Origin of the sequence: Williamsia sp. 1135, from assembly GCF_002095395.1 — a bacterium.
Lineage (GTDB): Bacteria > Actinomycetota > Actinomycetes > Mycobacteriales > Mycobacteriaceae > Williamsia.
Genome location: NZ_MJEI01000107.1, coordinates 391,780 through 406,432, shown reverse-complemented (window position 1 = coordinate 406,432; position 14,653 = coordinate 391,780). Strand labels below are relative to the sequence as shown.

General features: G+C 65.9%; 11 protein-coding genes and 1 riboswitch. Of the genes, 3 read left to right on the top strand and 8 right to left on the bottom strand.

The genetic code is table 11. The annotated features are described in order from the left end of the window. Positions 1 to 48: 48 nt before the first annotated feature. The 4 genes from lnt to cobN all read right to left on the bottom strand — a co-directional run bounded on the left by lnt (position 49) and on the right by cobN (position 7,617). Entirely contained in the window at positions 49 to 1,677 is a 1,629-nt protein-coding gene (lnt, locus tag BFL43_RS28050; RefSeq protein ID WP_240498525.1) for an apolipoprotein N-acyltransferase, read from the bottom strand. 5 nt (positions 1,678 to 1,682) lie between these two features. Further along, positions 1,683 to 3,293 (bottom strand): amidohydrolase family protein, encoded by a 1,611-nt coding sequence (locus BFL43_RS28045; RefSeq protein ID WP_084896745.1) that lies wholly within the window; start codon positions 3,291 to 3,293, stop codon positions 1,683 to 1,685. Between the two features lie 61 nt (positions 3,294 to 3,354). Beyond that, on the bottom strand, positions 3,355 to 3,879 hold the full coding sequence (locus BFL43_RS28040) for an FxsA family protein (RefSeq protein WP_084896743.1): 525 nt from the start codon (positions 3,877 to 3,879) through the stop codon (positions 3,355 to 3,357). Between the two features lie 138 nt (positions 3,880 to 4,017). Further along, positions 4,018 to 7,617, bottom strand: coding sequence for a cobaltochelatase subunit CobN (gene cobN, locus BFL43_RS28035; RefSeq protein ID WP_084896741.1), 3,600 nt, complete (start codon positions 7,615 to 7,617; stop codon positions 4,018 to 4,020). Positions 7,618 to 7,655: 38 nt separating this feature from the next. Then, a riboswitch (cobalamin riboswitch) is annotated at positions 7,656 to 7,785 on the bottom strand. A gap of 87 nt (positions 7,786 to 7,872) precedes the next feature. Here cobN and BFL43_RS28030 point away from each other — a divergent pair. From BFL43_RS28030 to BFL43_RS28020, 3 genes are read left to right on the top strand one after another with little or no spacing between them, the layout of a single operon-like run. Further along, positions 7,873 to 8,997, top strand: a complete 1,125-nt coding sequence (locus BFL43_RS28030) for a nitrite/sulfite reductase (RefSeq protein WP_084896739.1) — start codon at positions 7,873 to 7,875, stop codon at positions 8,995 to 8,997. A 24-nt stretch (positions 8,998 to 9,021) separates the two neighbouring features. Next, positions 9,022 to 9,645, top strand: a complete 624-nt coding sequence (locus BFL43_RS28025; protein ID WP_084896737.1) for a precorrin-8X methylmutase — start codon at positions 9,022 to 9,024, stop codon at positions 9,643 to 9,645. Positions 9,646 to 9,652: 7 nt separating this feature from the next. Continuing rightward, complete coding sequence (locus BFL43_RS28020) at positions 9,653 to 11,158, top strand: precorrin-2 C(20)-methyltransferase (RefSeq protein WP_084896736.1); 1,506 nt, start codon at positions 9,653 to 9,655, stop codon at positions 11,156 to 11,158. On the opposite strand, the gene BFL43_RS28015 is transcribed toward BFL43_RS28020, so the two are convergent. Genes BFL43_RS28015 through BFL43_RS28000 form a run of 4 tightly spaced genes read right to left on the bottom strand, consistent with a single transcriptional unit; the run spans position 11,131 to position 14,616 of the window. Further along, positions 11,131 to 11,889, bottom strand: a complete 759-nt coding sequence (locus tag BFL43_RS28015) for a cobalt-precorrin-6A reductase (protein ID WP_084896734.1) — start codon at positions 11,887 to 11,889, stop codon at positions 11,131 to 11,133. The two genes, BFL43_RS28020 and BFL43_RS28015, sit on opposite strands and share 28 nt — an antisense overlap. Next, positions 11,886 to 12,653 (bottom strand): precorrin-4 C(11)-methyltransferase, encoded by a 768-nt coding sequence (gene cobM / locus BFL43_RS28010; protein WP_084896732.1) that lies wholly within the window; start codon positions 12,651 to 12,653, stop codon positions 11,886 to 11,888. The genes BFL43_RS28015 and cobM overlap by 4 nt, the downstream gene beginning before the upstream one ends. Then, positions 12,650 to 13,861 (bottom strand): precorrin-6y C5,15-methyltransferase (decarboxylating) subunit CbiE, encoded by a 1,212-nt coding sequence (gene cbiE, locus BFL43_RS28005; protein ID WP_084896730.1) that lies wholly within the window; start codon positions 13,859 to 13,861, stop codon positions 12,650 to 12,652. The genes cobM and cbiE overlap by 4 nt, the downstream gene beginning before the upstream one ends. Next, positions 13,858 to 14,616, bottom strand: a complete 759-nt coding sequence (locus BFL43_RS28000) for an SDR family NAD(P)-dependent oxidoreductase (RefSeq protein ID WP_143695589.1) — start codon at positions 14,614 to 14,616, stop codon at positions 13,858 to 13,860. The genes cbiE and BFL43_RS28000 overlap by 4 nt, the downstream gene beginning before the upstream one ends. Between the last annotated feature and the right edge of the window lie 37 nt (positions 14,617 to 14,653).

The window sequence follows — 14,653 nt, the reverse complement described above, 5'->3', positions numbered from 1 at the left end:
CCGGCCCCGTCAGCCCCCACCACGGCTCGCGTACCACGCGAGTTGTCCTCAGGCCCCGTCACCATGCTCCTCCTTTGACCATCCCCTGAACCTAACGCCTGGCGCCAACAGGTACAAAAAAGCGCAGATTCCCAAGAGTACGGCCAATCGCTCAGGCCACGGACCCATTGTCGTTGCGACCGTCTGTTCGGTATGCAATGGGATGGTGTTCACCAGTGCTGCGGGTTCGAAGAACCCGCTCCGCGACATGCTGTGGCCGTCCGGCGCAATGATCGAACTGACACCACTCGTTGCGGAGACCACCACGGCGCGACCGTGCTCGACCGCACGGAGCTGCGACATGGCGAGCTGCTGATAGGTCATCTGGGTGCGGCCGAAGGTGGCGTTGTTCGTGGGTACGGACAAGAACTCGGCGCCTGATTTCACGGCCCCACGGGCCGAGCGGTCGAACGCGATCTCCCAGCAGGTCGACACCCCGACCGTCACCTGTCGCCCGTTCGCGATGTCGACGTCGACCACCCCGGGGCCCGTGCCCGCCTTGAAGTTCCCCGCCTGTTCGGCGTAGGAAGAAAAGTGCGTGAAAAAGCTTCGCCACGGCAGGTATTCACCGAACGGCTGGATGATGTGCTTGTCGTATCGACCGCGGATCTGCTGTCCGTCTGCCGCCAGCCGCCCGTCCCAGACGAGCACGGTGTTGGTCGGTCGTCCATCTGGATTTCGCACAAGAGTGCCGACCATGATCGGGGCGTCGATGGCGATCGATGCGGCGGTGATCTCGGCCGCAGCATCGGAGTTCGCAGTCGGATCGATGTCGGAGGCGTTCTCGGGCCACAACACGATGTCGGGTTGTGGCGAGTCTCCTGCCTTGACGGCTTCGGCGAGCCGCAGCGTCTCTCGGACGTGATTGTCGAGTACGGCACGGCGCTGTGAGTTGAAGTCGAGCCCGAGCCGGGGCACATTGCCCTGGATCGCGGCAACCGTGATGGTGTCGTCCGAGGTGTTGCGGCCATCGACCGAGGGCCAGAGCGCCGCGGCGACCAGTGGTGCGAGCAGCACCAGCGCGGTCGCCGGGATCAACGCCTGCCAGCGGCGCGGCGTACGGGCGAGCGCACCTGCGAGCGCCGCGAGCGCGGCGCCGGACAGCACGACCCCGAACGACACCAGAGGCGCTCCACCGATGGAGGCCAGCGAGAGCATCGGGCCCCCGATCTGCCCGAATGCCACCCTTCCCCACGGGAAACCCCCGAAAGGAAACGACGACCGCGCCCATTCGACTGCAACCCAGGTGATCGCGAACCAAAGCGGACCCAGAGGCAAGGTGGTCGTCCGCACCGCCAGGACCCCGAACAGTCCGGTGTACAGCGACAGCACGATGGCGAGCGCCACCCACGGCAAAGGTCCCACGTAGACGCCGATCCACGGGAGCAGTGGCAGGAAGAACGCCAGCCCGTAGACGAAGCCGTACCAGAAACCTTCACGGAAGCGGACGACGCCGCCGAGCGAGCCGGCGAGGAACGCCAGGGACACGATGCCCAGGAACCAGAGGTTCCGAGGCGGGAACGCAGCCCACATCAGTAGGCCGCCTGACACACTGCCCGCGGTCCGGAAGAGGAACTCACGGGTCCCGAAGAACCCGACCCTGTTGCGGAATCCGGGGTTGTCCGCCGCGGTGGTCACGGCCGTCACAAACCTGCCCGATCGTAGATCGGCGTACCGGCTCGCACCGTCCGGACACACTCGGGTAGCCGGCTACCCGGTCGCAGATCCGGTAACGCGGGTACCCGAGAACGTGGATCGGTGGACCACCGTGCGACCGCAGGATCAGCCGACCCCGCGACCACGAGCTCGTCGACCTCCCACACGGCGTAGTCGGCGGGAGCACCTGGGACCAGCGTTCCGGCGACACCATCCCGCTCTCCCCCTGCGCGCCAGGCTCCGCGCGTGGCTGCCGCGAAAGCCGCCCGCACCGAGATCGCGCTCGTCGGGTTGTTGTGGTGTGCAGCAGCGGCAATCGCCTCCCACGGGCGCATCGCCGTCACCGGGGCATCCGAACTGAAGGCCAATCCGACCCCAGCCCTCGCGAGTTGCGCGAAATTGTTGAGCGAGCGTCCCCGCGGTAGCCCGAGTCGCTGTTCATAGAGCTGCTCGGGTCCACCCCACAGCGCGTCGAACAGTGGCTGCATGCTCGCGATGACGCCGCACGACGCCAGAATGGCTGCCTGCTCGGCAGTGATCATCTCTGCGTGTTCGATCCGGTGACCCATACGCGCGAGCGCGGGCGCGCCGAGTTCGGCGGCCACGGTGCTGAAACCCTCGACCAGAAGATCGGTGGCACCATCTCCGATGACGTGGAAGCCGCACTGGATACCGGCCTCAGTGCACGCCCGGATGTGTCGGGTGACGGTGTGGCCGTCGAGATAGCAGACCCCCCTGGTGTCGGCGTCGGTGTAGGGCTCGCGCAGCAACGCAGTGTGAGAGCCGATCGCTCCATCGATGAACAGGTCCCCGCCGAGAGCATGGGCGCGGGTCGCGGCGAGCAGCGAGACCGCCTGCTCTGCGTCGGCGACCGGCGCACCCCAATATCGCCGGATCTGGACCGCATGGTCGAGATCCGCGAGTGAGAGGAAGTCGTCGAGCCCACTGATGTCGGGTCCACCGTTTTCGTGGACGGCGACGATCCCATGCGAGGCAGCGTCGTCGAGGGCCGAATGCTGGGCTCGGTACCGGCCGGTCTGGGACAACAGCAGGCGGGCGGCGCCGCGCACGCGGTGATGTGCGTCGGCTGTCAAAGGACCTTGTTCGTCATAACCCTGAGCGCCGATCAGACCGTCGGCACGCGAACGCAGAGCGGTCGAGGCAACTGCGCTGTGTTCGTCGATCCGGGCCAGATAGACCGGCCGGTAGCCGACCACCGCGTCGATCTCCGCAGTCGTCGGGCAGGTCAGGTCGGGCCAGTTCGACTCATCCCAACCCAGACCCCAGATGAGGTCGGTGTCGGTGTTCTCGGCGACGTATCGGCGGATCTGCTCGAGGCAGTCTTCACGACTGACCGCATCGCTGAGATCGAGACCGCGGATCGCGAGGCCGGTCGACGTGAGGTGTACGTGAGAGTCGACGAAAGCAGGCGCGACCAGCGCACCACCGAGGTCGATGATCTGGGCTTTCGGATGCAGCGTGCGGCCGACCTGGTCCGATCCGACCCAGACCACCACACCGTTCTCGATCGCCATGGCGGTTGCATCGGGGGCCACCGGCGAATAGATGTGCCCGCCGATCAGCAGTTGACTGTCCACGACGGTCCAGTCTGCCTGTCAGGCGCCGACTCGGTGTGGCCAGGGCCGCGAACCGATGGCGTCAGCGCTCGGTCTGTGGCTTACGCAACTGCGGACGGGTGGGGTCGTATCCGGTCGGGCCGTACTCCGTGGTGTCGACAACCTGTCCCTCGACGACGGTCACGCCTGCCATCCCCCGGCCGTACCGCGAGTAGGTCTCCATCGCCCCGACCACCTTGCGCGTGCCGAGCGCGATGACAACAGGGCGCAAGAGAATTCGAATCGGTTTGAGCAACAACAGGATTCCAACCGCAGTGCTGACCAGGCCGGGGATGATCATGGCAATGGTCGCTGCGGCGAGCAATGCCGTGTCGGCAACGGGCGCCGCGGATTCTGCGGGCCCGGCCGGCTGACCGCCTGCGGCCTTCTCGCCCGCTTCCCGCAGATTGCGAAACACCTTGGCGCCCTGTCGGCGCAAGAGCCAGAATCCGCCGATCACCGTTGCCAGGCCGAGCAGCAGGGTCCATCCGAAGCCGATGGCGTAGCAGAGCCCGACGAAGGCGGCGATCTCGATTGCCACGTAGAGGAGGAAGAGCGCGAACTTCATGAGAAACCATCCCGACTATCGGCTGTGCGTACACACGGTCAACGCACGGGACGTCCGATTTTCTCCCACTCCCCGAAAATGGTGGGTTTCGGCGAGCGTTTTCCCAGGTCACGCTCGCCAGAACCCACCAAGATCGGGTCAGGCGCCTTCGATATCGCCTTCGGTCTCCAAGAAGACGCGGCGGAGTTCGTCGAGCATCTCCGGAGGCGGAGCAGCCCACATCTCTCGCTGCGCGGCCTCGAGGAGCCGTTCGGCAATTCCATGGAGCGCCCAGGGGTTCGACTTCGTCATGAAGTCGTTGTTCTCCTGATCGAGCACGTAGGACTCGGTCAGCTGCTCGTACATCCAGTCAGCCATGACATTCGTGGTCGCGTCGTAGCCGAACAGGTAGTCGACGGTCGCCGCCATCTCGAACGCGCCCTTGTATCCGTGTCGCTGCATCGCCGAGATCCACCTCGGGTTGACCACGCGCGCGCGGAAGACGCGGGTGGTCTCCTCCGACAGCGTCCGGGTGCGGACGTTGTCGGGGCTGGTGCTGTCCCCGATGTAGGCCTCGGGGTCCTGACCGGTCAGCGCGCGAACCGTGGCGACCATACCGCCGTGGTACTGGAAGTAGTCGTCGGAATCGGCGATGTCGTGCTCACGGGTGTCGGTGTTCTTGGCTGCCACCGCAATCCGACGATAGGCCGACCGCATGTCCTCGACCGCCGCGACTCCGTCTCGACCCCGACCGTAGGCATAACCACCCCATGCGGTGTACACCTCCGCGAGGTCGGCGTCGCTGCGCCAGTCCTTGGAGTCGATCAGTTGCAGCAGGCCGGCGCCGTAGGTTCCGGGCTTGGAACCGAAGATCCGGGTGGTCGCGCGATCGGTGTCACCGTGTTCGGCGATGTCGGCACGGGCGTGGGCGGCAACATAATTGGATTCGTCGGGCTCATCGAGGGCCGCGACCATCCGTACGGCGTCGTCGAGGATGGTGACCACGTGAGGGAACGCGTCGCGGAAGAAGCCCGAGATACGAACCGTGACATCGACACGCGGTCGCCCCAGTTCTGCGAGATCGATCAGGTCGAGCTTCGTCACGCGGCGAGAGGCCTCATCCCAGATCGGCATGACGCCCAGCAACGCAAGGACTTCGGCGATGTCGTCGCCAGAGGTCCGCATCGCACTGGTCCCCCACACCGACAGACCCACCGATCGCGGGTACTCCCCGTGGTCGGTCAGATATCGCGCCAGCAAGGAGTCGGCCATCGCACGGCCGGTCTCCCACGCGAGTTTCGACGGCACGGCCTTGGGGTCGACAGAGTAGAAGTTGCGTCCCGTCGGCAGCACGTTGATGAGGCCACGCAGCGGTGAACCGCTCGGCCCCGCCGGGATGAAACCACCGTTCAGCGCGTGCAGGATCCGAGGAATTTCCTGATCCGTCTGCCGGAGACGGGGCACGATCTCCGTGCCAGCGAATTCGAGGATCCGGTGAACGTCCTCGGGATGGTCGGCCGCGACCCGGGTGATCGTGTCGGTATCCCAGTTGCCCTTTGCGCAGGCGGCGACAAGTTCGCGCGCAACGGTTTCGATGTCATCGGTCGCGGTACGCCCCGCGTTGCCGTCTTCGACGAGACCGAGAGCTTCCCGGAGCCCCGGCAGACTCTGCTTGCCGCCCCACAACTGTCGGGCCCGGAGCATCGCGAGGACGAGGTCGACCTCGACGTCGTCCGCCGGCGGTTGTCCGAGGATGTGCAGACCGTCGCGTATCTGCACGTCTTTGATCTCGCACAGCCAGCCGTCGACGTGCAGCAACATGTCGTCGAAGACGTCTTCCTCCGGCCGTTCCGAGAGTCCGAGGTCGTGATCCATCTTGGCGGCCTGCAGCAGCGTCCAGATCTGCTGGCGGATGGCGGGCAGTTTGCTCGGGTCGAGCGCCGAGATGTTCGCGTGCTCGTCGAGCAACTGCTCGAGTCGGGCGATGTCGCCGTAGCTCTCGGCGCGAGCCATCGGTGGGATCAGGTGGTCGACCAGGGTGGCGTGTGCGCGCCGCTTGGCCTGGGTGCCCTCACCCGGGTCGTTGACGAGGAACGGGTAGATCATGGGCAGATCGCCAAGGGCTGCGTCGGTACCGCACGAGGCGGACATCCCGAGTGTCTTGCCGGGCAGCCACTCGAGGTTGCCGTGTTTGCCCACGTGGACGACGGCGTCGGCGTCGAAGCCGTTCTGAGCAGCGACCCAGCGGTAACACGCCAGATAATGGTGACTCGGCGGCAGATCCGGATCGTGGTAGATCGCGACCGGGTTCTCGCCGAAGCCACGGGGCGGCTGCACCATCAACAGGGTGTTGCCGAATTGCATTGCGGCGATGACGATATCGCCCTCGGGGTTGACGGAACGATCAACGAACAGCTCGCCAGGTGCCTCACCCCAGTGCGTGGTCATCCCTTCCCGCAAATCGTCGGGGAGGGTGGCGAACCACTCGCGGTAATCGGCCGCAGACAGGCGAATCGGGTTGGCTGCCAAGGATTCCTCGGTCAACCAGTCCGGGTCCTGGCCGCCGGCGGCGATCAGGGTGTGGAACAGCTTGTCCGAGTCGTTCTCCGACAGTCCCGGGACCGCACCGTCGCCCGATTCCGGCCCGATGTCGTAACCGGCCGCACGCATGGCGTCGAGAAGTCGGAGCAGACTCTGTGGGGTGTCGAGACCCACGGCGTTCCCGATCCGCGAATGCTTTGTCGGGTAGGCCGAGAGCATGATCGCGATTCGGCGCTCAGATGGAGCGATGTGCCGCAGTTTGCCATGGCGGACGGCGATACCGGCGACGCGGTCGCAGCGCTCGTGATCAGGCCGGTACCAGGGCAGCCCGTCGTCGCCGATCTCCTTGAACGAGAACGGCACCGTGATGATCCGGCCGTCGAACTCGGGCACGGCAACCTGGGTGGCAACGTCGAGCGGGGACATCCCGTCGTCGTTCGAAGCCCAGTTCTCTCGCGACGACGTCAGGCACAGACCCTGCAAGATCGGTATGTCCAGGCGGGCGAGCTGCTCGATGTTCCAGCTGTCGTCGTCGCCACCGGCCGAGGCGGTCGCGGGCGTCGCGCCTCCGGCCGCGAGCACGGTGACAACCAACGCATCTGCCGCGCCGAGTTGTTCGAGCAGATCGTCGGGTGCGGTGCGCAGTGACGCGCAGAAGATGGGCAGGGCCCGGCCGCCTTTCCGTTCGATCGCGTCGGACAGTGCGTGGATGTACGCGGTGTTCCCGGCCAGGTGCTGCGCCCGGTAGTAGAGAACGGCGATGGTCGGGCCCGACGCCGGGGTCGTGTGCGGCCGTTCGAGCAATCCCCACTGCGCGGTCGCGACCGGCCCGCCGAAACCATGACCGGTGAGCAGGACGGTGTCGGAGAGGAACGCGTGCAGGTTCGTGAGATTCTCCGGGCCACCCTGCGCCAGGTAGTTGTGCGCATCCGCGGCGACACCGGGCGCGACGGTCGACATCGACATCAGGTCGGGGTCCGGAAGCTGTTCACCGGAGAGCACCACCGTCGGCAGTCCTGCGGCCAGCACGGCCTCGAGGCCTTTTTCCCAGATCTGTCGGCCGCCCAGGATTCTGACGACGACCAGGTCGATATCGGCGAGGAGCACCGGGAGGTCTTCGTCGATCAGCAATCGAGACGGGTTGGCGAGCCGGTAGCCCGCACCACACGCCTTGGCCGTCAGCAGATCGGTGTCCGAGGTGGACAGCAGCAAGATCACGGGGTGGAACCTCCTTGCCGGGGATTCGCGCCCGACGGGTAGTACAGCGATGGAGCGACAGGGGTCTGACTTCGGGTCTCCCCGACACAGTGGCGCGACCGCGCCGGAATCGCACCGGCTTCCCTATTGCAGGTCAGGTATCAGACTATCGTCCCCGATGATGGGGCCCTTTGGCGAACCCCACCTGGGCTTTCGTTCGCCACAAGGACACACCATCGGAGGATGAGGGCGGGCGGAAGCAGTACCGTTGGACCCATGAGCCGACCCGCTGACCGCTGCCCAGGGGTGTTTTCTGCACACCCCGCCGCAGATGGTCATCTCGCGCGGATCCGGCTACCCGGCGGACTCATCTCTCCAACTCAACTGCAGGCGCTCGTCGTAGTCGCCGACGAGTTCGGGGATGCTCATCTGGAACTCACGTCCCGCGGCAATCTACAGCTCAGAGGCATCTCGGACCTGGACGGTGCCGCCGAGCTGATCGCCGACGCCGGCTTGATCCCGACCCCGAGCCACGAGCGGGTGCGCAACCTGCAACTGTCGGCGCTCACCGGGCGCCGCGGCGGACTCCTCGACGCGCGGCCGATTCTCGACGGCCTGGACGTCGGCCTACGCGCCGATGCCGGGCTCGCCCACCTGCCCGCCCGTTTCCTGTTCGGCGTCGACGACGGCCGCGGCGACATCGTGGGCGAAGCACCCGACGCCGGGTTGCTGGCCATCGACCGGGACATCCTGGAAGTCGTGGTGGGCGGAGTTCCCACCGGTCGAGTGACCACCGTCGTCGAGGCAGCGCAGACACTGTTGGCAGTGGCACATGCGTTCCTGGTCGACCGCACAGACGAATGGCGGATCGAAGACCTGGCCGGCCATCCTGCGATCAGTGGATTACTCGAATCGCTCGCCCTCGCGCCCCCGCACCAACTGCCGTTTCCGCCCGCTGAACCCCTGGTCGGCTGGCTCGACCAGGACGATGGACTCGTCGCCCTCGGTGCGGTCGTGGCACACGGCCGCATGTCGTCGCGCATCGCCGAGTTCCTCGCGGCGATCGAACGGGACATCTACTTCACCCCGCGCAAAGAGATCGTCATCGTCGACCTCTCGGAGGGGATGGCCGACACCGTCTTGCGGGTGCTCGCTCCCATGGGACTCATCTTCGATGCGAACTCGCCGTGGACCCGGGTCAGCGCGTGTGCCGGCTCCCCCGGATGCGACAAGTCTCGCGCTGACGTCCGCGGGGACCTGGAGTTGCTGCTGAGTGCACCCGACGTCGAGCTCACCACTCGTGAGCACTGGGTGGGCTGCGAACGTGGGTGTGGTTCACCCCACGGAGGCCACACCCGCGTCGAGGCCACCGACGACGGGTACGTACGTCAGCAGATCTGAGCGACCTCTATCGTGGCAAACACCATGTACTCCCATATTCGAGACGGCGCTGAGATCTACCGCCAGTCCTTCGCCACGATCCGCGCCGAGGCAGACCTCGGCGGTTTCGACGATGACCTGTCGCGCGTTGTCGTCCGGATGATCCATGCCTGCGGTCAGGTTGACCTGACCGCCGATGTCCGGGCCAGTGACCGCGTGGTGACTGCAGCTCGCGGAGCCCTCGAGGCCGGCGCCCCGATTCTGTGCGACGCCAACATGGTGGCCTCCGGAGTCACCCGGAAGCGATTGCCTGCCGACAACGACGTCCTGTGTATGCTCCGAGATCCTCGGACCCCCGAACTCGCGGCCGAGTTGGACACCACGAGAACGGCTGCGGCCATAGAGCTTTGGCGCCCCGTCCTGGAAGGAGCAGTGGTCGCGATAGGCAATGCACCGACCGCGCTGTTCGCTCTCCTCGAGCTCATCGACGCGGGCGGGCCACGTCCTGCGGCGGTCATCGGCGCACCAGTGGGCTTCATCGGAGCAGCCGAATCGTGCCAGGCCCTTGCGGATCGCACCGACCTCGAGTATCTCACCGTGCTCGGCCGGCGCGGGGGTTCGGCCATCACTGCGGCAGCCATCAACGCGCTCGCTTCGACAGCGGAATAGAGAGATCATGACCGGCAAACTATGGGGTGTGGGCCTGGGCCCCGGGGACAGCGAACTCGTGACCGTCAAGGCCGCCAGAGTGATCGGCGAGGTCGACGTCGTCGCGTATCACTGCGCCAGGCACGGCAGATCCATCGCCCGGTCCGTCGCGGCACCGTACCTGCGCAGCGGTCAGATCGAAGAAAAGTTGATGTATCCGGTCACCACGGAAAGCACCGACCACCCCGGCGGCTATCGAGGCGCACTCGCGGATTTCTATACCTCCGCGGCACAGACTCTGGCACAGCATCTTTCGGCAGGACGGAGTGTCGCACTGCTCGCCGAGGGCGATCCACTCTTCTACAGCTCCTACATGCACATGCACAAACGCCTGGTCGAAGATTTCGACACCGAAATCATCCCCGGAGTGACCTCGGTGAGTGCGTCGGCGGCCGCCACCGGACTACCTCTGGTCGAGGCGGACGAAACGCTCACAGTCCTGCCCGGCACCCTTCCCAAGGACGAACTGGTCCGCCGACTGCGCGACAGCGACGCCGTGGCCATCATGAAGCTCGGCCGGACCTTCCCCGATGTTGTTGCTGCGCTGATGGAGTCGGGCCGCCTCGAGCAGGCCTGGTACGTCGAGCGGGCTTCGACGCCAACGCAACGGGTGGTCCCCGTCGTCGACGTGGACGCCTCGACGGTTCCCTACTTCTCGATGATCGTCATTCCGGGCGAGCTGAACAACCCACTGATCTCCGGGTCGGGTCACAACGTCGGCCAGGTCGTGGTGGTCGGCCTCGGGCCGGGTGCAGATCGATGGACGACCCCTGAGGTGCGTGCCGAACTGGCCCAGGCCACAGACTTGGTCGGCTACAAGACCTATCTCAACCGGATCACGCCGCGCGCCGGTCAGCGACTGCACGCCAGCGACAACAAGGTCGAGTCCGAACGAGCCTGCATGGCACTCGATCTCGCCAAAGGCGGCGCGCGGGTCGTGGTGGTGTCCTCGGGCGATCCCGGCGTCTTCGCGATGGCAGCCGCCGTCATCGAAGAAGCCGCTGACGAACAATGGCGTGAGGTGCCCGTCCGCGTGGTGCCCGGAGTGACAGCCGCCAACGCCGTCGCGAGTCTGGCCGGCGCTCCCCTCGGCCACGATTACGCGGTGATCTCTCTGTCGGATCGCCTCAAGAGCTGGGACGTCGTGGCCGACCGGGTCCGCGCCGCACTGCGCGCCGACCTCGTGCTGGCCATCTACAACCCGGGGTCGGCCAGCCGAACCTGGCAGGTCGCCGAGTTGAAAGACATTCTGCTGCAGCAGATTGCGGGCACAACCCCGGTGATCCTCGGCCGCGATGTCGGCGGACCCGAACAGTCTCTCGTGATCACCACGGTGGCCGACTTGGATCCGGCAACCGTCGACATGCGGACACTGCTGATCATCGGGTCCACCACCACCACCGTCGTCGACCGCGTGGGCGGTCAGGCAGTGTTCACGAATCGTCGCTACTCGGCAAGCCCCGCCACCCAGTGAGCGGCCTCGGCCGCGGTATGAACGCGCGGTCCGCCGACAGTGGATGGCCTACGGACCATGATCACCGGGAGTGACAATTCCTGCGCCGCATCGAGTTTGGCCCTCACCAACTGGCCGCCGCTGTTCTTTGTCACGATGACGTCTATACCGTGTTCGCGCATCAGGGCGAGTTCACCGTCGAGTGTGTAGGGCCCCCGGCTTCGGATCGTGGTGCTGTGTCGGGGCCCCTCGCGCTCGGGTGGGTCCACGAGCCGAATCAGGAACCATGCATCATCAACGGCCTTGAAGGCGTCGACGTCCTGCCTTCCTGTGGTCAGGAAGACCCGCAGATCGTCCCGCACGGCTGCCATCTCGGCGACGGCCCGCGCAGCGCCACCCATGTCGTCGACCTCTATCCAGGTGTCACCGGGTCGAGCTTCCCACGCAGCTCTGCGCAACGTCAGCAGCGGTAGTTCAACGACAGCTGCCGCTTGCGCGGCGTTCGCCGAGATCACTCGGGCGAACGGATGGGTGGCGTCGACTACGGCGGTGCACTCATTTGCTCGAAGCCACGAGACCAGCCCGTCGACGCCGCCGAAGCCACCGACCCGCACCTCTCCCACCGGCAGCGCGGGATTCTTCACCCGGCCTGCCAGCGAGGAGACAGCGTCGATGCCGGCGTCGTGGAGCAGAGCCGCGAGAGACCTGGCCTCGGCCGTACCTCCGAGGATCAGAACCCGATGGCCGTTCACGGGCGCCGAGCGTCGTCGCGGAGTTTCGTCATCCGAGCGGTCGAGTACAGGTAGCTGTCAGGAAACTGGTCAGCCGCCAGCACTTCGCCGACGAAGATGACCGCGGTGCGCACGATGTTGTCGGCAGCCAGACGTTCCGGCAGTTCCTCCAGCCGACAGCGCAAGACCTGTTCGTTCTCGCGGCTGGCGAAGGCCACCACCGCGACAGGGCACTGCGCGCCGTAGTGAGGTACGAGCGCCTCGACGATCTGCTCAGCCCGATGGGCGGCCAGGTGGAGCGCCATCGTGACCCCTGAGCGCGCGAGCTCCTCGAGTTGTTCACCGGCGGGCATATCCGTCGACAGGGTGGATACCCGCGTGATCAGCAGGGACTGCCCCACCCCTGGGACCGTCAGCTCCTGCTTGAGTGCCGCGGCCGCCGCCGCGAAAGCGGGTACACCGGGGACGATCTCGTAGTCGATGCCGAGTTTCCGAAGGTGCCGGATCTGCTCCGCAACAGCCGAATACAAGGCAGGGTCGCCGGAGTGCAGCCTGGCGACGTCATGGCCCGCCCGATGCGCGTCGCTGATGTGTTCGATGATCGTCGTCAACGGCATCTTTGCGGTGTTGATGAGGTTCGCTCCGGTTGGGCAGTGCTCGAGCATCTCCTCCGGCACCAGCGATCCGGCGTAAAGACAGGTGTCGCACTGCGACAGAACGCGGGCACCGCGCAGGGTGATCAGGTCTGCTGCACCGGGTCCGGCCCCCAGGAAGTAGACCGTCATGGTGTTGCCACCGGCTTGTCGGCTATCCACTGCGTGACCGGAAGAGTTGGTCGCCAGGCGGTCATAGACCCGAGTGGTTCGGCGTGATCAACCTGAAAACGACGAAGCGTGCCACCGACCGCCGAGTGCCACGTGACCAGCAGCGCTTCGGATTCGATGGTCACAGCGTTGACGACAATGCGGCCACCCTCGAGCAGCGCGTCCCAGCAACCCTCCAAGATCCCCGCCGTGGTCACGCCGCCACCGATGAAGATCGCATCGGGGTCGGGTGCGTGTCCGAAGTGCTCCGGAGCGGACTCGAAAATCGTCAACCCCTGCGCTACACCGAGTTCCGACGCGTTGTGGCCGATCCGATCGCGCCGAGCGCCGTCGGACTCGAAGGCTATTGCGCTACACGAGGGATCGGTGCGCAACCACTCGATCGCGATGCTTCCCGCGCCTGCTCCGACATCCCACAACAGTTGACGCGCAGCGGGACGCAGCGCGGTGACCGTCAGGGCGCGAATTGCCTGCTTCGTCATCTGCCCGTCGTTGCTGAAATCGGTGTCGGGAAGACCTGCCTGCGCGCTGACCGCGGGGCCGACGCACTGGACCGCGACGAGATTGAGCCGGTCGCCGGCGGCGTACCGCCACGTTCGAGCGATCCCGCCGTACGTGCGTTCAGCAGGGCCGCCGAGTTGTTCGAGCACGGTCAGGTGCGACCAGCCGAAACCGTGGGCGGTCAGCAGCTTCGCGAGTGCTTCGGGGGTTGTCTCATCGCGGCTGAGTACCAGGAGCTGCACGTTGTCGCTGACACTGGTGAGAATCGAACTCAACGGCCGATCGACGACGCTACAGATGCGTGTGGTCGCCAGATCCCACCCGAGCCTGGACGCAGCGTGACTCACGCTGGACACGGCTGGTAGAACCCGAACATTCTCCGCACCAACTGCTTTGACAATGCTGGCACCCACGCCGTGAAACATCGGATCCCCCGACGCGAGGATGTGGACCGGGCACGACTGCGGGTCTGCGAGAACAGACGCAAGGTGCTCCGACATCGGCGAGGTCCAGGGTCGCAGCTCTGCATCGATCGGATCGAGAAGACCGAGTTGTCGCGGCGATCCGTACACGACTTTGGCGCCTTGCAACTCGCGCTGGGAGGCCGGCGTCAGCCCGTCCCAACCATCTGCACCGATACCGACAACGATGTAGCGGTGATTGCTCATCGCGGCAACCGGCGCCAGATAGCCTGCGGGAGTAGTCGCATGACGAAGAAGACAGGTCGGAGCTTGCCTGGTACCCAGACCACGCTCTTTCCGCGATGCAAGGCGGCTACGACCGCGTCGGCCACCTCCGGCACAGTTCTGGACATCGGGGCCGGTTTGACTCCTGAAGCCATCAAATCCTTGGTCATGTTCCCGATCACGAAACCTGACCTGACGAGTAGCAGGCGAACTCCGCTGCCGTGGAGGGCATCCGACAGTCCACTCGCGAACCCGTCGAGGCCAGCCTTGGTCGATCCGTAGACATAGTTCGCGCGGCGGACTCGCACGCCTGCAACCGACGAAAAGACGATGATGTCGCCGTGAGCGGCACTACGCATCGTCGCGGCGAGTGGGGTCAGCACGCTGATCTGCGCGAGGTAATCCGTGTGGGCTATCTGCAGTGCGTGCGTCACATCGGTCTCGGCGCGCGCCTGATCGCCCAGAATCCCGAAGGCGACGATCGCGACGTCGATGCGGCCGTGCTCGGCGATGATCTGTTCGATCAGCGCGCCGTGCTGCTCAGTGTTGTTCGCATCGAACTCCACCGTGTGGACCGCCGCGGCATTTTCGCTCGTCAGGCGCTCGCGCTGTTCCTCGAGGTCATCAGGGCGCCGAGCCGCCAGCACAACCGTGGCACCAGCGGCGATCCGCGCAGCGACCTCGATCCCGATCTCGCTGCGTCCACCGAACAGGACCACTACCTGACCATTGCTCACCTGGTGAGTATCCCAAACGGGCAACCGGCGGTCTCCG